General features: G+C 62.6%; 20 protein-coding genes. 18 read left to right on the top strand and 2 right to left on the bottom strand.

Translation table 11 applies throughout. From position 1 onward, the window contains the following. Both LQ220_RS20160 and LQ220_RS20155 read left to right on the top strand, forming a co-directional pair. A complete protein-coding gene (locus LQ220_RS20160; RefSeq protein WP_230189920.1) occupies positions 1–1,323 on the top strand; it encodes a TraB/VirB10 family protein in 1,323 nt (440 codons plus the stop codon). Then, the gene (locus LQ220_RS20155; RefSeq protein ID WP_230189919.1) at positions 1,310–2,191 is read left to right on the top strand and encodes a DsbC family protein; all 882 of its coding nucleotides are present in this window, start codon (positions 1,310–1,312) and stop codon (positions 2,189–2,191) included. The genes LQ220_RS20160 and LQ220_RS20155 overlap by 14 nt, the downstream gene beginning before the upstream one ends. Here the strand turns inward: LQ220_RS20155 and LQ220_RS20150 are convergent. Continuing rightward, positions 2,172–2,420 carry a hypothetical protein gene (locus tag LQ220_RS20150; protein ID WP_230189930.1) on the bottom strand — a complete coding sequence of 83 codons (249 nt, stop codon included), beginning with the start codon at positions 2,418–2,420 and terminating at the stop codon, positions 2,172–2,174. The two genes, LQ220_RS20155 and LQ220_RS20150, sit on opposite strands and share 20 nt — an antisense overlap. Here LQ220_RS20150 and LQ220_RS20145 point away from each other — a divergent pair. The 14 genes from LQ220_RS20145 (at position 2,419) to LQ220_RS20080 (ending at position 17,763) form a co-directional block, all read left to right on the top strand. Beyond that, entirely contained in the window at positions 2,419–3,237 is an 819-nt protein-coding gene (locus LQ220_RS20145) for a TraV family lipoprotein (protein WP_354958282.1), read from the top strand. The genes LQ220_RS20150 and LQ220_RS20145 overlap by 2 nt on opposite strands. Position 3,238: 1 nt before the next feature. After that, positions 3,239–5,836 (top strand): type IV secretion system protein TraC, encoded by a 2,598-nt coding sequence (gene traC, locus LQ220_RS20140; RefSeq protein WP_230189918.1) that lies wholly within the window; start codon positions 3,239–3,241, stop codon positions 5,834–5,836. 3 nt (positions 5,837–5,839) lie between these two features. Beyond that, the gene (locus tag LQ220_RS20135; RefSeq protein ID WP_230189917.1) at positions 5,840–6,205 is read left to right on the top strand and encodes a hypothetical protein; all 366 of its coding nucleotides are present in this window, start codon (positions 5,840–5,842) and stop codon (positions 6,203–6,205) included. Then, entirely contained in the window at positions 6,198–6,875 is a 678-nt protein-coding gene (locus LQ220_RS20130) for a type-F conjugative transfer system protein TrbI (protein WP_230189916.1), read from the top strand. Before LQ220_RS20135 ends, LQ220_RS20130 begins: the two co-directional genes overlap by 8 nt. Continuing rightward, entirely contained in the window at positions 6,856–7,392 is a 537-nt protein-coding gene (locus LQ220_RS20125) for a S26 family signal peptidase (RefSeq protein WP_230189915.1), read from the top strand. The genes LQ220_RS20130 and LQ220_RS20125 overlap by 20 nt, the downstream gene beginning before the upstream one ends. Before the next feature lie 5 nt (positions 7,393–7,397). Beyond that, the gene (gene traW / locus LQ220_RS20120) at positions 7,398–8,054 is read left to right on the top strand and encodes a type-F conjugative transfer system protein TraW (protein ID WP_230189928.1); all 657 of its coding nucleotides are present in this window, start codon (positions 7,398–7,400) and stop codon (positions 8,052–8,054) included. After that, positions 8,054–8,323 (top strand): hypothetical protein, encoded by a 270-nt coding sequence (locus LQ220_RS20115; RefSeq protein WP_230189914.1) that lies wholly within the window; start codon positions 8,054–8,056, stop codon positions 8,321–8,323. Before traW ends, LQ220_RS20115 begins: the two co-directional genes overlap by 1 nt. Next, entirely contained in the window at positions 8,320–9,342 is a 1,023-nt protein-coding gene (traU, locus tag LQ220_RS20110; RefSeq protein WP_230189913.1) for a conjugal transfer pilus assembly protein TraU, read from the top strand. Before LQ220_RS20115 ends, traU begins: the two co-directional genes overlap by 4 nt. A gap of 10 nt (positions 9,343–9,352) precedes the next feature. After that, positions 9,353–10,099, top strand: a complete 747-nt coding sequence (gene trbC, locus LQ220_RS20105) for a type-F conjugative transfer system pilin assembly protein TrbC (RefSeq protein ID WP_230189912.1) — start codon at positions 9,353–9,355, stop codon at positions 10,097–10,099. Further along, a complete protein-coding gene (locus LQ220_RS20100; RefSeq protein WP_230189911.1) occupies positions 10,096–11,997 on the top strand; it encodes a conjugal transfer protein TraN in 1,902 nt (633 codons plus the stop codon). The genes trbC and LQ220_RS20100 overlap by 4 nt, the downstream gene beginning before the upstream one ends. Beyond that, positions 11,978–12,376, top strand: a complete 399-nt coding sequence (locus LQ220_RS20095; protein ID WP_230189910.1) for a hypothetical protein — start codon at positions 11,978–11,980, stop codon at positions 12,374–12,376. Before LQ220_RS20100 ends, LQ220_RS20095 begins: the two co-directional genes overlap by 20 nt. 230 nt (positions 12,377–12,606) lie before the next feature. Beyond that, positions 12,607–13,467, top strand: a complete 861-nt coding sequence (locus tag LQ220_RS20090; protein ID WP_230189909.1) for a conjugal transfer protein TraF — start codon at positions 12,607–12,609, stop codon at positions 13,465–13,467. A 65-nt stretch (positions 13,468–13,532) separates the two neighbouring features. Then, on the top strand, positions 13,533–14,933 hold the full coding sequence (locus LQ220_RS20085) for a conjugal transfer protein TraH (RefSeq protein ID WP_230189927.1): 1,401 nt from the start codon (positions 13,533–13,535) through the stop codon (positions 14,931–14,933). Between the two features lie 19 nt (positions 14,934–14,952). Further along, positions 14,953–17,763: a conjugal transfer protein TraG N-terminal domain-containing protein gene (locus LQ220_RS20080; RefSeq protein WP_230189908.1), complete on the top strand. Its 2,811-nt coding sequence runs from the start codon at positions 14,953–14,955 to the stop codon at positions 17,761–17,763. Positions 17,764–17,771: 8 nt separating this feature from the next. Here LQ220_RS20080 and LQ220_RS20075 read toward each other — a convergent pair whose 3' ends face one another. Beyond that, positions 17,772–17,969, bottom strand: coding sequence for a hypothetical protein (locus LQ220_RS20075; RefSeq protein ID WP_230189907.1), 198 nt, complete (start codon positions 17,967–17,969; stop codon positions 17,772–17,774). A gap of 74 nt (positions 17,970–18,043) precedes the next feature. Here LQ220_RS20075 and LQ220_RS20070 point away from each other — a divergent pair, with 74 nt between their 5' ends. Both LQ220_RS20070 and LQ220_RS20065 read left to right on the top strand, forming a co-directional pair. After that, positions 18,044–18,364, top strand: coding sequence for a hypothetical protein (locus LQ220_RS20070; RefSeq protein ID WP_230189906.1), 321 nt, complete (start codon positions 18,044–18,046; stop codon positions 18,362–18,364). 294 nt (positions 18,365–18,658) lie between these two features. Then, a complete protein-coding gene (locus tag LQ220_RS20065; protein ID WP_230189905.1) occupies positions 18,659–18,871 on the top strand; it encodes a hypothetical protein in 213 nt (70 codons plus the stop codon). The last annotated feature ends 20 nt before the right edge of the window (positions 18,872–18,891 follow it).

Here is an 18,891-nt window from a genome sequence, read left to right as displayed (position 1 = left end):
ATGGCCTTTGCCGATCTCTTCCAACGCAAGCGCAAAGCCCTCGATGGCGAGGAAGGGGGAGGGGTTTCGCCCGTCGCCAACGAACTGTCGGCCAATGAGGCCGTGCGGAAAAAGCAGCGCCTGTTGCTGGCCGGCGTCGCTGGTGTCGGCCTTGTCGCGTCGTCCTTCTGGATCTTCGGCGGCAGCGAGGACAAGACCAAGGTCGCTGATGATGGTGTCACCAAGGTCGAGGTTTCGACAAATGATCTCGTCAATCGCAATCTCTCCCAGCAGGAATGGATGGCGCTCTCCGAGAACCGCTTCCAGTCGACTGAGAACCAGCTCAAGTCGGTCAACTCGCAGCAACAGCGCATGGACCAGCTGGCGCAGCAGATCGAGCTTCTGAAGGGCCAGAACCAGTCGATGCAGGCCGATGGCGCGCGCGTCCTGTCCGCCTATCAGGCCGAGAACGATCAGCTAAAGCGGCAGATCGCCGACAAGCGCACCGCGCCTCCCCCGGTTCCTGGTCCTGGCGCGATGTACGGACCAAGCGGAGCGCAAGCATACCAACGCCCCGACGGCGCGCCTGGTGCCCGCCTCGCCGACATGGGGCGGGGGAGCGAGGTCAAGATGGTCAGCTTCTCGACGGCCGATACCGGCACGGCATCGAAGGTGGCCAAGGGCAACACGGTTTATACCGACAGCATCAACTACCTGCCGCCGAACAGTTTCGCGTCGGCGAAGGTCATCGTGGGGGTGGATGCGAGCGCGGGCGTCAACAGCCAGACCGACCCGCTGCCCGTCGTTCTTCGTGTCACCGGGCCTGCGCGGTCGGTCTACCAGAATGGCAGGCTCCTCACGACCAAGATCGAAGGTTGCCTTATCAACGGCGCGGCGCGCGGCGATCTCTCGAGCGAGAAGGTTTACGTCAAGCTGCAGAAGATGACCTGCCCGCAGCCGGGCGGGCGGTATGCCGTCTCCGAGGTCAAGGGATTCATCGCCTTTGGCGGCAAAACCGGGGTTCGCGGCCGTGTCGTATCGCGCGAGGGTTCTCTGGTCACGCAGGCCTTCATCGCGGGTCTCGCCGGGGGCTTCGGTCGGGGCTTCTCGGCCAACGCCAATTCCGTTTTCCAGGGCACCAATATCAGCACCAACGGCAAGCGCGACAAGCTGTCCACGGGTGAGATCCTCGAAGGTGGCCTTGGCGAGGGCGTGGCTCAAACGGGCGACATGGTCTCGAAATATCTGATCGAGCGCGCCGAGCAGTACCAGCCCGTCATCGAGATGCCGACCGGTGTCGACGTCGAAATCGTCTTCTTGGAGGGTGTATATGTTCGCAATTGATCGTTCAGGCGGCCTTCGCACTTTGGCACGGCCGTCAAGCCTGATGCTCGCAGCCACGATATTGAGCGTCGCCGGCATCGCGCTTGCAGCCGACGTTCAAAAGCCCGAGGACAAGGTTCGCCTTCTGCTCAAGACGCGGTTGCCGATGACCCCGATCAACGCGATCGACTGCGGCAAGATCACCGGGCTCTGTGAGATAACCGCCGGCTCCAACCTGTTCTATGTCGATAGCGGCGCGCGATATCTGGTCATCGGCCGGGTTTACGACATGCAAACGCGGCAGGATATAACGGCCGCGCGCCTGCTCGAGATCAACCCCGACATGCTCGTTGGCGGCGCGGCCAAGGCGAATGCCGCTGCTGCCACGGGCGAGCCGGAGGAATCGGCCGATATCCGTTCGCCCGCGACGGGTGTCAGAAAGACGTCGCTCCCGTCGAAGCCGACGATGCTGTCCCTTGCGGGCCTTCCCAAGGAGGGCGCAATTGTCTGGGGCAACAAGGCTGCGGCCGAAACCGTCACGGTCTTCACCGATTTCCGCTGCGGCTATTGTCGCGCGCTGACATCCGTGCTGCGCAGCATGAACGTGCGGGTGGTCGAGCGGCCGATCTCGGTTCTGGGCAGCCGAGATGTCGCCGATCGTGTCTACTGCGCTAGGAACCAGGAGCAGGCGCTGCACGCTGCTTATGCTGGAGAGCCGTTCAAAAGCGGAGCGTCCTGTGACACCAAGGGGCTCGATGCGAACGAGAAGTTCGCACATCAGCATGGTCTTAGCGGGACGCCAGTCATCGTTCGCAGCGACGGCGCGGTGCTCGAGGGCTACCGACCCAAGCAGTTCCTCGAGGCCTGGCTCAAAGGAGCGAAGTCGTGAGCGCGCCCGCCCGTCGCGGCGTTTCTCGGCGGCTGCCGGCGTTCGCGAGCCTGACCCTGCTGGTGGCTCTTGGCGGATGCGCCAGTTTCGGCGGTAATGTTAAGGGCAGTTTTTCATGCGCCGCGCCAGACGGGATCTGCGCGCCGACGTCGACCATCGACGATCGTGCGCTGGCGATGATCTCGGGCGATGCGAACGGCGCCTCGACGACGCCGGCGGGGCCGTACATGGACGACGCGCCGAAGGCCCGGGCATATCGTACCGCAGCATCCGGCCAGCGGACCCCTGTCCAGCAGGTCGACGCGGGGCGCACCTGGGAGCGGGTGCTGCGCATCGTCTTCCAGCCCTATATCGACGAGCGCGGGCGTCTGCACGAGGCCAGCGCCGTTCATGCCGTTGTCGCGCGCGGCGAATGGCAGCAACAGGCGCTGGCGACCGCGACGCCGATCCCGGATCAGAACGCTGTCGCAACGCTGGAGCGTCCCAAAACGCTCGCGGAAGCGGTGGATCGAGCTGATCCGCCTGACGCGGTTGTCGCCTCGATCGATCCCAACCTCCCTGATCCCGCCGTGGTCGCCGCCGCGCGCGCACGCAAGGCCGATCCCGTCGAAGCGATCAAGGCCGATGTTGCGTCCCGCCTCGCGCCCAGGGCGGGTCGCACGCCTGCCGTCACGACGGGTACGCCGGCAGCCTCCTCCTCGGCGAGTGCGGCGACGGGCGTATCGAAACCCGTCGCGCCGAGCGTTCCGTCGGCCGCCTCGAAAGCGGCGACTCCCCCGGGCACGCCGGTGCCGACTCAGGCGGCGGCCACGGCGCGGCCGGCAGCCGAGCAGGCTGCGCTAGCGACACCACTTCCGAAAACGACCTCGAGTGCCGAGGCGCAGGCACGGGTCAAGGGCGATCCGCGCTATCAATCGGCGACGCGCGGCGTCGAGCAGACCGCGCAGCAGGCGGCATCTGACGCCGTCCTTCCCGAAACGAAGCCGACGCCGAAGGCGACGGTCCGTGCAGCGGGGTTTCCCGCCGCAGTCCCGGAGGACAACTGACATGAGCGCCAAGCCCGGCTTCTTCGACAATCTGCTCGCCGGTGTGTTTGGCGACACCAAACGTCCCGACGCGCAGCGACCCGACCTCGCGGCGCCGATGCTTGCGCATTGGCTCCCCTACCGCAGTTACGACCCGAAAACGGGGATATTCTATAACAGCGCCTCGCGCGGCTTCGTGATCGAGGCAGCGCCGCTGGTGGGCGCGGACGAGCGCACCGGCGAGATCCTGACGCAGTTTCTGTCGGAAGGGATCCCGGCGCCGGGCTGTCTGCAGTTCCATCAGTGGATGTCCCCGCGGATCGGCGAACGGCTCTCCAAATGGTATCTGCCGCGCTACGCGGCGCGGGGCGTGTACGAGCGCATGGCCAAGCATCGCGTCGACTTCCTGACCGATGGTGTCTGGGAATCGCTCTCGGCCGATGCACCGTTCTGCCTGCGCAACCACCGTGTCGCGATCTCCTACTCGACGCCCGAGACGTCCAGCATTTCGGTCGAACAGATCGTATCGATCATGGAGGGCCTCATTTCCGCCCTTGCGTCGGTGAATGTCTCGGCCCGTAAGATGGATCCCGTCGCGCTGATCGGATGGATCGATGACATTACGTCGCCGACGACCGCTGCTGGCGACGACGTGGTCAGCTACAACCCGCTGGACCCGATCGCCGATCAGGCGGTCCGCCGCGATATCGAGCTGCAAGTCGAGCCCGACCGGATGCTGCTGCGGACCGAGCGCTTCCGCCCGACCGGCAAGAAGGTGCAGGGCGCACCCGAAATCGGGGAGATCTACCCCGACGTGTTCGACGTCCGCTCCTTTTCGGTCCGCAACCTGCCCAACCGCTGGGCGCCGTGGGATGTCGTTCGCCTGATCGGCGATATGTTCACCGACAAGCTGCGAATGCCGTGCCCGATCTCGACGAACCTCTGCCTCGAATATCCGGACACGCAATCGTCGACAAACAGGGCCAGCTTCAAGTTCATGCGGACAACGAGTCTCGCGGATTCCAAATCAGCTCGCTTCCTCCCGCAATTGCGAGATCAGTCGCAGGAATGGCGGTACGTCAATGAGGAAATCCGGCAGGGTCGAAAGCTGGTTCGTTGTTTTTACAGCGTAACGTCCTTCTCGCCGAAGGGGAGGGGGGACGCCAACGAGCGGGTGCTGAAGTCGGTATACCGTGCCGCGGGCTGGGATCTTCTCGACGATCGATACCTGCAGGTGATGGGCCTGCTGTGTGCGATGCCCATGACGATGGCCAACGGCCTTTCCAAGGATCTCGATCGCATGAAGCGCATGAGGACGCTGCTGACCACGACGGCGGCCAATCTCGCGCCGCTGCAAGGTGAGTATCTTGGTGGCCAGGTGCCGCATTTGCTGCTCATCGGCCGCCGCGGTCAGCCCTTCTTCTGGAGCCCGTTCGAGAACGCCGCCGGCAACCATAATGTCGCCGTGTTCGGCAAGTCGGGGTCGGGCAAGTCTGTCGCGTTGCAGGAACTGTGCGCGTCGCTGTGCGGAGCCGGCTCGAAGGTGGTGGTGATCGACGATGGTCGATCGTTCGAGCATTCGGCCAAGCTGCAGGGCGGGGCATTTGTCGAATTCACGATGAGCTCGGGCTTCTGCCTCAATCCGTTTTCCGTGATTGACGAGGAACAAGCCGCCCAGGACGAAGACTATTTGCTCGACTGCATGGCGATGCTCAAGGCCATCATCAACCAGATGTCGCGGCATATCGACCGGCTCAACGATACCGAGCGCGGTCTGATCGACGGCGCGGTCAATGACGTTTGGGAAAAGCACGGCCGTCGCGGCTCGATCGACCATGTGATCGAAGCGCTCGGTGCGACGGGCAACCCGCTCGCGGCCGACCTCGGCATCGCGATGCGGCCCTTCTCGTCGGGCGGCACCTACGGCAAGTTCTTCAAGGGCGAGGTGTCATTCGAATTGAAGGCGCAGCTTACCGTGTTCGAGCTGTCCGACCTGTCGGCCCGGGAAGAGCTGCGCAGCGTCGTGCTGACGGCGATCATGTTCATGTCGCAGCAGATGATGCGAAAGGTCGACCGCGCGATCCCGAAGGCTCTCCTGCTCGACGAAGCGTGGCAGATGCTGCGCGGCGGGGCGATGGCCGACTTCATCGAGACCTATGCGCGTACCTGCCGCAAATATGGTGCGTCGCTGGTGACGGCGACGCAATCGCTCAACGACTATTACAAATCGGCCGGCTCGATAGCCGCGCTCGAAAACTCGGACTGGTTCGTCATCCTGCAGCAAAAGCCGGAGACGATCGCGGACTTCAAGAAGCACGATCGCTTCGAGATGGACGACTACACCGACGCCCTTCTGCGGTCGCTCAAGCGCAACGGGTTCGAATATTCCGACATCATGATCAAGGGCCCGGAGACGCTCGCCGTCGGCCGCCTCGTTCTCGATCCTTATTCGGCCGCTTTGTTCTCCTCGAGCCCCAAGACCTTCGCCGCGATCGACGCGATGATCGCCGAAGGGCTCAGCATGGACGAGGCGATCGAGCGCATTGCCTATCCCGACAACCCCGAGAAATGGGTGAGCAATATCGTCCCCCATGACGATATCGCCATCGCTGCGGAGTAAGCCATGGCGACGATTATTCCGGAACCGATCGACACGGCCGCTGCTGCGGTCCGCCGTCCGGCCATCGACGGCAGGTATTTTCTGTACTTCTACCTGCATTTCACCGGGTTTCTGGCCACGACACTCCTGATGACGTGGGGCATGTTCTTTCTCATTTTCCTCGTGATCGGCGGCTTTTCAATCGACGGGTTGATGCACCAGCTCAACAATTTCGCGAGCCGGTATGTCGCAGCGGACGCCGACCGGATCGCCGCCTTCAAACAGACCATCACCATCGCGCACCTTGTTCTGTCCTCGGCGATCATCTTCTTCCGCCGGCACAGCATTCTTCCCGCGCGCACCCCTGAAGGGAGTCGCCGTCATGGCTGAACAGCCCGAACTTGACCTGCCGTCCGGTCCCCCGTCCGCGCCAAAAGCCGTGGCGGTGAAGCGCAAAACTGTCTTCGCCGGCTTCACAAAAGTGCAGATCATCATCGGCGGACTGGCGCTGCTGGCGATCATCTGGTGCATGTGGGTGACGAAGGCCCTTGTCGCGCCGAAACAGGATCACATCGTCTCGGCGCGGCTGTCGTCGATCGTGGGCGAGTATGTGCAGGGGCAGGCCCGATCAGCGTCGCCGCCCGCTCAGGTCGAATCTGAAATGCGGACGTTCATGGCAACGCTCGACAGCGAGCTGCAGCGGCGTAGCGCCAACGGCCAGGTGGTGTTGGTCGGTGAAGCCGTCCTGACGAAGAACGTGCCGGACATCACGGACAGCCTGAAGGCGGCGGTCTACGCATCCGGTATCGCGCGTCCCAAACCGGCATCGGCCGAGGATTTGCAGCGGCTCGAACAGCTTGGCGCGGCGCAGCTCCCCGCACAGCCGGCGGCGGCGCAACCCCTTGGCCCGGCTGCAACGATCGATCCGATGGCCGCAGCGCAGGGCATGCCGCCACAGGCGATGCCGGTCCAGGCCCCAACGCAGCAACCGATGCAGTACGGAGCGCCGGGAGCTTCGGTATCCACCTTTGGAGGCCCCGATGGCAACGGCGGTCAGTGACGCGCCCAGTCCGCGCTGGCGGCCGCGGAAACGCCTCTGGGGGATGTTGGGCGCGTTCCTTGTCGTCAGCATCGTCCTGACGGCGATCAGCGATTGGCGCGATGCGCATGCCTTCCTCATCAACACGACGGATTCGCTTCCGAACTGGGCGTTCGTGATCCACCGGAACCAGCTCCCGGGGCGCGGCGGATATGTTTTTTTCGATCCTCCCCGCAATGCGCTGGTGCGTCGTCACTTCGGCGCCAAGCCGAAGATGTTCGGCAAGATCGCCTATGGGATGCCGGGTGATGTGGTTGGCCATGTCGGTTCCATCGTCACGATCAACGGCAAGATGGTGGCCCAAATGAAGCCGCTGACACGCTTTGGCGAGCCGCTGACGCCCGGCGTCGTCGGTGAAATCCCGCAAGGCTGTTACTTCGCCGGCACGCCCCACAAGGACGGCTTTGACAGCCGCTACGCAGAGATAGGTCTCGTCTGCCGCAAGCAGATCGTCGGGACCGGGGAGCCAATCCTGTGAGAACCGTGCTTGATCTCCTGACCGTCGGCGTCGCTGCGACCGTGGTCACCGTGACCGCATCGTTCGTGGGGCCGGCGCGGATCGAGGCCAAGGACTACGGGCAAGCGGGGCAAGCCTTTCCGGTCATCGAGCCGGATCTGCTTACGACGATCGAGTCGCGGTTGAGGCGCGCGGAAGCATCCGGCGAACTGGCGAGAACCAATGAGATGTTCGCCGCGCGTGCCGAGGCCAAGGTGCGTCGGCCGACCCCGGTGGCGGGCATCACGCCGGCGGAAGAAGCGCGGACCTGGGACTATGATCCGTCGGTCACGCTCGAGCGCGACATCCACGACCAGAAGGGCAACCTGATCGCGGCCGCCGGCCAGAGGATCAACCCGCTCGACTTCGTTGCGATCAAGCAGGACCTCGTCTTCATCGACGGTGACAACAATGCGCAGATCGCGTGGGCGACCAGGCGATACACCGATCTCAAGGCCAAGATCATCTTCGTGAACGGCTCGCCGATCGAGGCGATGACGGCGCGGAAACGGCGCTTCTATTTCGATCAGGAAGGCAAGCTTACGGCCAAGTTCGGCGTTCAGCATACGCCTGCCGTCGTGACCCAGGCTGGCAGGATCATGCGGGTTTCGGAGCATGTACTGAAGAAAGGGAGCATCGGCTGATGCCGCTGTGGCTGGACCTTCTGCGCACGCCGATGGCGGCACCCGAAAGCCGATCGCTCCGCCGTATGCGGTTCACCTGGCAGGGGCTTTGCCTGTCGCTGGCGTTCACTGTCACCCTATTCACGCCGTTTCATCGCATAGCGGGCCAACTGGCGCCGGTCCTCGTGGCGATCCTGCTGCTGGCGACGGCGCTTTACACCTGGCTCTACCTCGTCCGGAAGCACCGCATCGACAAGGATTTCCTCGAGCGCGTTGGGGAGAGTGAATGATGCGCTGGCTGCGTCCTGTCCTTGGTGTCCTTCTGCTGTTGACGGTCATGTTCGCGCTTGTTCCCAAAGCGGAGGCAGCCGGTCCGACCTGCAACGGCAAATTCGTCAATCCGATCACCGACGTCTGCTGGTCGTGCCTGTTTCCTCTGTCGGTGGGAGGGCTCAAGATCTGGCCGAGCAGCCGACCCGACCCGAGCAATCCAGCGTCGCCGGTATGCGTCTGCAGCGATCCGCTCCCTCGCATCGGCATTTCGGTGGGTTTCTGGGAGCCGGCGCGGCTTGCTGACGTGACGATGAAGCCATGGTGTTTCCCGAATCTCGGCGGGGTCCGCATCGCGCCCGGTTTCGATATCGGCCAAGGCTATCTGGCCGGGCCATCGATGGTCGGCGGTCGATCCCAAAGCACGGCCAAATGGCACGTCCACTGGTATGTATATCCACTTCTCTACTGGATGGAGATCCTGACCGATTTCGTGTGCTTCGAGCAGGCGTCGTTCGATATCGCCTACATGACCGAGATCGATCCGCTCTGGCAGGATGACTCGCTGACCACGCTCATCAACCCGGAGGCAATCGTGTTCGCGAACCCTATCGCGCAGGCAGCGTGCGCCGGTGATTGCATCGCCGGCACGGTCGGCCTTCCGCTCGATCCGTTGTTCTGGTGCGCGGGTTGTCAGGGCAGCATGTACCCGCTCAACGGCAATATCCCGTCGTCGATCGGGCATGTGCAGTCGTCACGTCTCGCGATTTCCCGGTTCGCCTACAAGATGCACCGCGAGGCGCTGGCTTGGGGAACGATGGGCTCGAAGGGCCTGTGCAAGAAATACCTCATGCCGATCATGCGGAAGCAGCAATATCGCTTCCAGATGGTCAACCCGATCCCGACCGTCAGCGGCCGCTTCGCGTGCTCGGCGATCGGCGCTTCCACCATGCCGCCCGACGCGGGTCGCGCCTACCCCGCCGGCGGCGAGGACATGGGCTACCTCATCTGGCGCAAGCGCAATTGCTGCGTGCTGTAGGGGACCGACGATGCGCCTATTGGCCTGGGGCATCACCGCCCTTCTAGGAACCGCCGGGATTTCGGCCCTGCTCGCCCAGACCGTCGACGAGCTCGACGTACAGGCGATCAAGAAGCGCTCGGCCGACCTGGCGGCTGACGCACAGGCCTTCGTCGACCAGGTCAAGAACCGAGGAGACGAGTTCAGGGAGGAAGCCGTCGCGATCCGCGAAAGCGGCACGGAAAACATGCGCCAGGTCGCGGCGAAGGATCTGCCCAAAGGCCCGGCGGGGCCGATCGACTTCGATGAGATCGTGCAGGGGGCGTCGAAGAACGCCAGCGCAAAGGGCGGCGATGCTCCGCAATTAATTGTCTTCGCGAGCCTGTCGATGCCGCCGCAGTCGCTTAAGCAGCTCATCAAGGACACGGCGAGGGCAGGGGGGGTCGTCGTTTTCCGGGGCTTCCCGAACAATTCCATGAAAGAGTTCGCGGGCAGGCTTGGCCGGATTGTCGAAAGCCAGGGCGATTTCACAAATATCGGCATCGATCCGCGCCTCTTCCGCGCGTTCAACGTGCAGGCGGTCCCCACCTATGTGGCCGTCTCCTCGGACTTCGACCTCTGTGCCGGCTTCTCCTGTCAGACCAAGGTTCCACCCTTTGACCGTATGACCGGCAACGTGACGGTCGAATATGCGCTCAATTCCTTTGCCGAGGGCAACGGACCGGGAGCTCGCATCGCCGCTGTCGGCCTTTCGAATATGCGGAAGGGACGGGAGTGAAGGCTTCAGCGCTTATCGTCGCGCTCGTCACCGCCTTGCTCGCCGCCGGTCCTTTGGGGGCGCAGATGACGCTCGAGCAGGCGCGCGAGCAGGGCAAGGCCATGGGCAACGAGAAGAAGTCGGACTCGACGCTTGTTCCCCGCGACGATGCTCAAGCCGAGGCGGTGCCAGGGTATGCGGGCACGACCTTGCCTGAAGGCGCCTATTTCGACGATCCCGATAAACTGGAAGCAGCCGCCGCTTCGGCAAAATCGAGCAACGAGCAATATAAGATAACAACGGACGCCGCGCATACGCGACCAACCTTCAGCAACGACGAGATCCTCGCGACGACGGATCGCGCAACCCAGGTCGAGAACGACCCGTCAGCGTACCTCGACGGCGAGAGCATTACCGGCGGCGCCGGCTCCTGCACGCCGCTGCCGCCCGGCGCAGTAGCCGACGGCTATTATGAAGCGACCTGTAATTCCGGCGCGAAGATCGAGGAGTCGACCCCTTCATGCTCGGTCGGTCTCAACCACAGCTTCTCGACGACCCACGTCTACACCTGCGGAACAGCGTTTTTGACAAGCGAAGCGACGCGGTGCGTGAGATACGCTGGACGAAGGTGCCTCGAATATCAGACGACAGTTACGCCGGTCGAGACGCACAATAGCTGCTCCGGCTTTGAAGCGGCACCGCAATGCACAATGTCGAACGAGGTGTTTGCCGATCAGCATCGGCGCATCACGGCGGGACGAACCACCTATTGGTCGACGACATCAGATCGGACCTATACCTGTTCGTCGGAAGCGTCCTCGACGCCGGGTGGCTCATCGACCCGGAGCTATTGGAGGCGCACGGCGGCACCGCCGGTGTATGTTGGCCCGCAGCAGCATTACGAGGGGACTTCGCGAGACGAGAGTGCCTGCTCGCCGTACGCCGGCAACAGCGAGTGCAGCCTTCAGCAAGAAGTTTGCACATCGAGCGATCCGGTGACGCGCGAGGTAGAAGGGGTCGCGATCACACAGCCGTGCTGGGCTTGGAGCCGGACCTACACGTGTAATCACATCACGACAGGGAATGACTGCGCCGATCTCGAGGCAAACCGCTCGTGCACGTATTTGCGTGACGACTGCTTGGATGAAGACCCGGACGGCGGCCCGTGCAACGTGACGGAGAAGGTCTACAAATGCCCGACCCCGGGAGGCGCCTCGGCCGACCCGAACCAGTATATCTGTGGGAACGACGTCTACTGCATCAACGGCGATTGCGAGCCGATCGTCCGGGAGGCGTCGACCGAGTTCAAGGAGGCGCTGGTCGCGCTCCATTCGATCGACCAGGCAGGCAAGGAGTTCGACGAGACCAATTTCACGGTCTTCAGGGGGACGCGCGAGACCTGCCATAAGCCGGTCTTCGGCCTGATCAACTGCTGTGCGGGAAAGGTCTCGGGCGTCGTTCCGGTTGCGGCCGGCGCGGCCGCACTGGCGGGCGGCCCGCTCGCCATTGCGGCCTTCGCCACGCCGTTCCTCACCCTGTTCGCCTGTTCTCAGGACGAGATGAAGCTGGATATCAAGGATCGCATGGGCTTCTGCCACAAGGTCGGGACATATTGTTCGTCCAGCTTCCTCGGCATCTGCAAGACCAAGCGGACGGCGTATTGCTGTTTCGAAAGCAAGCTCAGTCGTGTGCTTCAGGAACAGGGCCGGGTCCAGCTCGGTAGACCATGGGGCGCGCCAAAAAAGGAACAGTGTGAAGGCTTCACGATCGAGGAGTTTGCCTTACTCGACCTGTCCATAATGGATTTCACCGAGGTGTACGCCGACTTCATGGATGCAGCCAAGCTGCCCGACGAGGTCGAAACGATGAGCGAGATTCAAGACAAGATACAGGCCTACTATGATCTCCACGGCAAATGACCTGCTCTCGTCAGGCGGCGGTTCGCCATGCGGCTGGGACATGACGGTGTTCCAGCTCGCGAGCTTCCTGTGCATCTATCGCGCCGAACAGCCCATGCGGATTGAGGAACTCTGTAAGGTCCTGGCGGGCTGGTTCGAATGTGCCATCCCGCCGCAGGACGCAGCCGGACCAGTGGCGGACATGGTCGAACGGGGATGGCTGATTCCGGTCGCCGACCGGCTGAAGGCCAGCAACGAAGGCCGGGAAGCGGCACGCCCGCTCATGAACGGCATTATCAGGATGCTCGACCACGGTACGCGGCTGATCGACGTGGCGCTGATGATGTCCGTCCTTCGGCTAACCAAGGGGGAGCTGGACAGTGGCAATGTCGATCTTTGAACCCGCAATCATCCTGTTAGTGGGCGCGCCGGTGCCGCAGATGGCGCCCGGCTCGCCACCAACCTCTATCCCGAGCGCTCTCCCCTGCGGCTCGTCGTCGCCCGCGAATGGCCTCGACTGCTGCTTGCACTACGCGATCTGGAAAGGACCATCTCCGGCCAGCGATCGCCCCACCCATTCCGCGCCCAGATCCATCGCCGCGGACGCAACCGACGAAAGGACGACAAGCGATGTCCAAACTCGCTAAGCTGTCGATGCTGCTCCTGGCTTTGTCGCCGATCGGGCCGGCGGCACCGCTTCAGGCCCAGGATGCTTCCGCATCCAGCGACTCCCTCGAACGTGGTGGGAGTGGGGATGATTTCTATTGTGGCGAGCGCAAGCTCGGCCAATGGTTCTATTGTGCCAAGCCGAAGCCGCCGGCGGCGAAGGAACAGGCCCGGCAGGCCCCGGCGATCATCCTGGGCGAGTTGGAACGCGCCGGGCTGGTCGCGGCCGAGCGGATGGCGGCGATTACCAAGCAACTCGACGAACTGAAGGCCCGCGCCATATTGGAGCCGTCCGAGGAGAACGTGATCGCCTATGTCCGTTTCCAGCGCGAGCAGCTCGATCGCGCCTCGACCTTCTCAGACACTTGGCAGCGCGCGCTTTGGCAGAACCCGGATCTCGACTACACGCTGCAGCGGCCGGTCTCGACGATCGGCAAGCGTGCCTGGCTCGACAACCGCAAGGCTGATCGCGATGCCGTCCTGACGAACCTCAGCCAGCGCTACGGCCTCTTCTATTTCTATGCGCAGAGTTGCGGCGCGTGCGAGCTGTTTGCTCCGATCCTCAGATCGGTCGCCGACAGTCATCGCATGGCGGTGATGGCGGTCTCGATGGACGGTGGTCCGAACCGCGAATTCCCCAACTATGTGGTCGACTCCGGTCAGCGGGCGCGAATGGGCGTGCCGGGTAACCAGACGCCGGCGCTGGTGCTGTTCGATACCCAGACCAAGCGGACGATCCCGGTAGGGTACGGCGTGCTGAGCGCTGATGAGATCATGGATCGGATCTTCATGTTGACCAACACCAAGGTTGGGAGCGACTATTGATGGAACAGGATCGCAGAAGCGGCAGAGGCCGCAAATTTCTCCGGCAAGCAGCAGGGTGCTTGAGCCTGGTGGCAGCGTCGCATTTCGCGCTGGTCGGTGTCGCGCATGCCGACGTCGCGTCGGAAATGAACGGGTTCTTCAACGACGCCGGCGGCGCTGCAAATGTGACCGGGCCAACTGCGTTCCAGGGTCAGTCGGCGGGCTACTATTCGCTCGGCAACGTCTGGACGCGCTTCCCGCAGAAAAGCGTGTCGCCCTTCAACCTGCAGCTTCCGAGCGCGCGCGCCGGGTGCGGCGGCATCGACCTGTTCAGCGGCAGCTTCTCGTTCATCAACGCCTCGGAAATCGTCGCGATGCTGAAGGCGACGGCCAACAATGCGCTGGGGTTCGCCTTCAAGCTGGCGATCGATTCCGTGTCGCCCGAGATCGGCAAGGTCATGGATGAGTTCAGCCAGAAGGCGCAGCTCCTCAACCAGATGAACATCTCGAGCTGCGAAACGGCGCAGGCGCTCGTGGGTGGCATCTGGCCACAGATGGAAACGACGCGCTCCACGATCTGCGAAGCGGTTGGCAACAGTCAGGGTGTGTTCTCCGACTGGGCGGCATCGCGCCAAGGCTGCAACAACGGCAACCACCGTGACAGCACGATCGCCGGCAACACCGATGCGTCCATGAAGGATCAACTTGTGGGCGAACCCCACAACTATACCTGGGAGGCGCTGAAGAAGTCGGCCAAATTTGGCGCGTTCGACCAGTCCTTCTCCGAATATATCATGACGCTGGTCGGCACGGTCGTGACCACGCCGTCGACCGACCCCAGCGTAGGCGGCAAGGTCGTCATGTTTGGGCCGGCTGAAGAGGCTGTGGTGACGGCATTGCTCGATGGCACGGCCGATGCGCCCGCGGTCAAGATGCTCAAGTGCAACGACGAGAATTGCTACGATGTGGGCGAACAGACCCTCACGGTGCCGGCGTCCTCGGCGCTTCGGCCCCGTATCAGCACCATGATCAAGTCCATGAGCGACAAGATCCGGACGGATACAGCGCTCGATGCGGCCGAAAAGCAGCTTCTCAACCTCGCGACGGTGCCTATCTACAAGATCCTCGCGGTGCAGGCCTATGCCCATTATGCGCTGACCGACGGTGAGATTCAGACGCTCTCGGAGATCGTCGCGGTCGACCTTCTGGCTGCGATGCTCGACAATATGCTTGACCGCGTCGAGCAGGCGAAGGTCCACTACCAGACCTTCGATCAGGAAACCGCGACGCAGTGGAAACAGCAGATCGCCGCGAGCCGGGCCAAGTTCGCCCAGCGCGATGTGAAGCTGAACAATAAGCTGCAGGTGACGATGCAGATCATCAACCGCAGCATCATGCTCGAGTCCACACTTCAAAACTCAATGACGCCCGGGATGTCGTCCGCGCTCAATTTTTCTCGCGGTCTCAACGCACAGGGCCTGATGTAAGGGCACGGGAGCAACGGCTATGCTGGAGGTCTTCACAGTTGGCGGCGGCGAGTATCTCGTCAACACCTTCAATGCCGTAGCTGCATGGTCGGGGGGAGGGGGCTACCGTTCCCTCCTCCGCGTCGTGATGGTGATGGGCCTCATCTACTCGCTGCTTGTCGTTGCCTTCACCCTCAACTTCCGCGCCTGGATGAACTGGTTTCTCCAAGCGACCGCCATCTACCTCTGCCTCATGGTTCCGACGATCAGCGTCAAGGTGACCGACCGGATCAACCCTTCGCTGGCGCCCGCGACGGTCGACAATGTCCCGCTTGGGCTGGGCGTTCTGGCGAGTTTCACAACCCAGGTCGGAGATTGGCTCACACGAACGGCGGAGACGGTCTTCGTCATGCCGAACGAGCTGAACTACACGACCAACGGCATGGTCTATGGCGCGCGCCTCTTCGATGCGACGCGCAATTTCGTGATCCGCGACGCTGAGTTTTCGACGAACCTCGAGGAGCATTTCAAGAAGTGCCTGTTCGGCGACGTGATGCTCTATCAGAAGTCACTGACCAATCTTGCCACCTCGACGGACCTTTGGGCTGCGATCGGACCTGGCTCCGAGGCGCGCTCGCAGGAGTGGCTCGAGCGGCAGGGAGACGGGACCGTCCAAAGTTTCATCATTACCTGCAGACAGGCCTATCAGGCGCTCGACGCGCAGTGGACCCCGATGATCGAGGCGAATGCGCCGCTGTGGGGCAAGGAGCTTTATCCGAAGCTGAGCAACGCGCTGGCGGCCGACAAGCTCAAGCACGATCTGCCGATCGTTAATGCGGCTTTCACCGGGTCGGGGAGCAACTTCACCGAGGCGATGCGGCAGAACACGGCGATCAACGCCTTCATGCAGGCTCGCAACAGCATGGCCGGCGGGAGCGGATCGGCCGCGATCGACACCTTCGCGCAGACGCGCGCCGATATTCAGGCGCGCAACACCTACAATTCGATCGCCCAACAGGCGATGGCGTGGGTGCCGATCCTCAACATCGTGCTGACGGTCGTCTTCTTTGCGATGTTTCCGGTCATATTCCCGCTGTTCCTGATGCCGCAGACCGGCGTCAGTTCGCTCAAGGGCTATGGGATGGGGTTCTTCTATCTCGCCGCATGGGGACCGTTATATGTTATCCTGCACATGATCTGCATGACGCGGGCGGAATCGGCCGCGGCCGGGGTCGCATCGGGTGGTGTGACGCTCGGCAGCTATGCCGGCATTGGCGCGGTCAACGGCGAGACGGCGACGATCGCCGGCTTCATGCTCATGAGCGTACCCTTCTTGGCGGCGGGCCTCGCGCGCGGCGCGATGTCGATAGCCGGGCAGTCTATGTCGATGCTGGCGCCGGCGCAGAATGCCGCCGAAGCGGCGGCTGTGGAGCAGACGACGGGCAATTACTCCTACGGCAATGTGAGCTGGGCCAATTCGACGTCGAACATGCGGCAGAGCGATCAGTGGTCGACAGCGCCCAGCTTCATGGGCGGCGGCCCGAGCTTTGGGTGGCGTCAGGACAACGGTGCCGTGGTGTCGGGCTTCGGGAACGGGCAGGACGTCATCGATACCAGCGGCGCGATTTCGCGGCTCGGCTTCACGCCGACGATGAATACCGGCACGGTCGCGGAATGGCGGGAGATGGCCAGCGAGGCGCACCGGCAGGCGCAGGCCTATGAGAACGCGGCGAACGACGTCCTCACCAGTACGCATACCAATCGCAGTGCGTTCGGAACGTCGAGCGAGCGTTCGTCGGGGTGGGATTCGAGCAGTGGCCGGTCGGCCAACACGTCAATTGATCAGTTTGACCGGACGACGGGAAGCAGCTCGCAGGGTCTCGAGGAACGGTCGTCTACTGGCCAGAGCCTCAGCGTATCACAAGGCCATGATCGGTCGGCTGGAACAATCGACAATGTCTCCGGCAGCCTTAACGCTGGGCTCGGGGGATCCGGCGGCGGCGGCGCGAAGGGTCGTCTTGGCAGTGTTCTCGGCAGACTTCCTGGTGTTGGCGGATCGATAAGTAAATCTGGCCAGCAGCAGGATCAGCTTCGTCACGGGACGTCGGACGTTCGATCCTCTGATAGTTCTAGCATGTCTTCAAGCGGGATTCGCGACGAACATGCCAGTGGTAGCAGCGCAAATTCGTCGGATGGCACTTACGAGCGTGACGGCGTTTTCAGCCGTGCGTCCCAATCGTCTTCGTCGTCGGCCAGCACCGAAGATGCGCTGGCAAGGGCCAGGTCGTACTCGGAGACGGCACGGAAGCTCGAGGAACTGTCGCAGTCACTCTCCCGCGATGCCAGCTACGCCGAAACGCACGGGATGCAGCTAAGTGAAAATCTGAGCCAGGATCTCGCACAGTGGTATCGGCAGCAGCAGGCCACAAATCCCGGTCTGGACGCGCCCGAATTGTGGGCGACCGACCTCACGGATCATCAGCGGTCGGTGCGGCAGGAGATGATTTCCCGTTGGATGCAGGAGAAGCGTGACACCATTCGTGAAGAGATCCAGGGCCGGATTGACGCGCCCGATCTAGTGGACGTGCATCGTACCGAAATTGGCAGCGCCGCTGATGTGAGGGCCACATATCGTCCGCATGGCGTTGGCGGGATCCCCGCGGGACCGGGCGGCGGAAATTCGGACGCAGCGGCGGAGATTATCGAAGCGGGACGGACGTCGCTTGCGGGCGATAGGGCGGCAGCGCAGGCGAGTCGCACAAGCAGCGCGCAGGGATCCGTGGACGTTCAATCGGAGGTTCACCGCGACCACAACCGCGGGTTCTTCAACGATCCCGAACTTAGGAAGTGATCACGGTGTTATACGGCAAGGATGAAGTAAGCGACCACTCCGAACGCGAGGCTGTAAGCAATCGCGTAGCCGATCAGGCCGCCCCGCGTGGCGTTGCCGTCGGTGGGCACATCCATCGGGGGAAGGCCATTGTCGACCATCTGGATGATGGGCCCGGCAGCATTATCGCGGGTCATCGCGTAGGTGACATTATCCAGCTCGAGCATAACAACCTCCGAACGTCTCAAACATACGACGTTCGAGGTTTGTTAACAAGCTGGTTGAGCGCGGAGATTTCCTGATGGCAGCGCGCTTCCGGGAGAAGGATCAGCGGCCGAACACGCTGGAGCATTTGAACCTGGCCGACACGCTGGTGTTCGGGTTCTCCTGGATGTTGGTTATGGCGATCGGCCTAATGCCGATCTTCGAGACGATCATTAAGCGGCCGCCGTCGATCTCGATGCCAGCAGTGATCGCGTTCTTCACGGCCGTCGGCAGCGGTGTGGTGTTGAAACGCCGATACTCTTGGGTTGGCCTTGTTCTTCACATTTTCGGGCAAATCCTGATTTGGCTCTCGCTATTTGTGATGTCTTTGGCGATCGCGCTCTACGCCCGCAGCTGAGCGGAGCTCCGCAGGCATTTTACTAACAATGTGACCAAGGGCTGCGGAAAGTGCTGACGCTGGATCCGGACTTTTCCGTCGCTTTCGCGCCAGCAATGGAACGGGTAGCCGCGATGCAGTTAAGGTGAGTGGAGGAAGCCAATCCGAACCGGCAATGTCTATTGGAGAATTACGCAACGGTCGTCCTCGGCGCCAAGTACGATGATTTGAACAACTATTAGTATTGGAAAGGCGTCAGTCGCGGCTTGTCGTGTTATATAGGCTCGGGATGTTATAGGCCGGAGGGCTAATCGGATGTCCCATGTCACGCTTTCTGCGACGCCAAAGGGCAATGGAGATCAGGCGACGGTCAGTTTTGCCGGCGGCGTATCGCTGAGCTCAGCGGAAACCTATCCGTCGATCTCCGAAGCGGTCGCGGCCGCTGCTATGAGGCTGCTGTCGATGACGGATCGACTTGATGCGCTGGACGAATCCCCTGGGATGAGAGCAAGCGCGCCATTTTCGTGATCACTGCAGTGCCTTCCGGT

It is taken from the genome of Sphingobium sp. CECT 9361 (genome assembly GCF_918741285.1).
GTDB lineage: Bacteria > Pseudomonadota > Alphaproteobacteria > Sphingomonadales > Sphingomonadaceae > Sphingobium.
This window is presented reverse-complemented; position numbering and strand designations above follow the sequence as displayed.

Excerpts from the sequence above, each read along its gene's own strand:
- LQ220_RS20160 (WP_230189920.1), top strand. The coding sequence starts at position 1 with ATGGCCTTTGCCGATCTCTTCCAACGCAAGCGCAAAGCCCTCGATGGC.
- LQ220_RS20155 (WP_230189919.1), top strand. The coding sequence starts at position 1,310 with ATGTTCGCAATTGATCGTTCAGGCGGCCTTCGCACTTTGGCACGGCCG.
- LQ220_RS20145 (WP_354958282.1), top strand. The coding sequence starts at position 2,419 with ATGGACGACGCGCCGAAGGCCCGGGCATATCGTACCGCAGCATCCGGC.
- LQ220_RS20150 (WP_230189930.1), bottom strand. The coding sequence starts at position 2,420 with ATGTACGGCCCCGCCGGCGTCGTCGAGGCGCCGTTCGCATCGCCCGAG.
- traC (WP_230189918.1), top strand. The coding sequence starts at position 3,239 with ATGAGCGCCAAGCCCGGCTTCTTCGACAATCTGCTCGCCGGTGTGTTT.
- LQ220_RS20135 (WP_230189917.1), top strand. The coding sequence starts at position 5,840 with ATGGCGACGATTATTCCGGAACCGATCGACACGGCCGCTGCTGCGGTC.
- LQ220_RS20130 (WP_230189916.1), top strand. The coding sequence starts at position 6,198 with ATGGCTGAACAGCCCGAACTTGACCTGCCGTCCGGTCCCCCGTCCGCG.
- LQ220_RS20125 (WP_230189915.1), top strand. The coding sequence starts at position 6,856 with ATGGCAACGGCGGTCAGTGACGCGCCCAGTCCGCGCTGGCGGCCGCGG.
- LQ220_RS20115 (WP_230189914.1), top strand. The coding sequence starts at position 8,054 with ATGCCGCTGTGGCTGGACCTTCTGCGCACGCCGATGGCGGCACCCGAA.
- traU (WP_230189913.1), top strand. The coding sequence starts at position 8,320 with ATGATGCGCTGGCTGCGTCCTGTCCTTGGTGTCCTTCTGCTGTTGACG.
- trbC (WP_230189912.1), top strand. The coding sequence starts at position 9,353 with ATGCGCCTATTGGCCTGGGGCATCACCGCCCTTCTAGGAACCGCCGGG.
- LQ220_RS20095 (WP_230189910.1), top strand. The coding sequence starts at position 11,978 with ATGATCTCCACGGCAAATGACCTGCTCTCGTCAGGCGGCGGTTCGCCA.
- LQ220_RS20090 (WP_230189909.1), top strand. The coding sequence starts at position 12,607 with ATGTCCAAACTCGCTAAGCTGTCGATGCTGCTCCTGGCTTTGTCGCCG.
- LQ220_RS20080 (WP_230189908.1), top strand. The coding sequence starts at position 14,953 with ATGCTGGAGGTCTTCACAGTTGGCGGCGGCGAGTATCTCGTCAACACC.
- LQ220_RS20075 (WP_230189907.1), bottom strand. The coding sequence starts at position 17,969 with ATGCTCGAGCTGGATAATGTCACCTACGCGATGACCCGCGATAATGCT.
- LQ220_RS20070 (WP_230189906.1), top strand. The coding sequence starts at position 18,044 with ATGGCAGCGCGCTTCCGGGAGAAGGATCAGCGGCCGAACACGCTGGAG.
- LQ220_RS20065 (WP_230189905.1), top strand. The coding sequence starts at position 18,659 with ATGTCCCATGTCACGCTTTCTGCGACGCCAAAGGGCAATGGAGATCAG.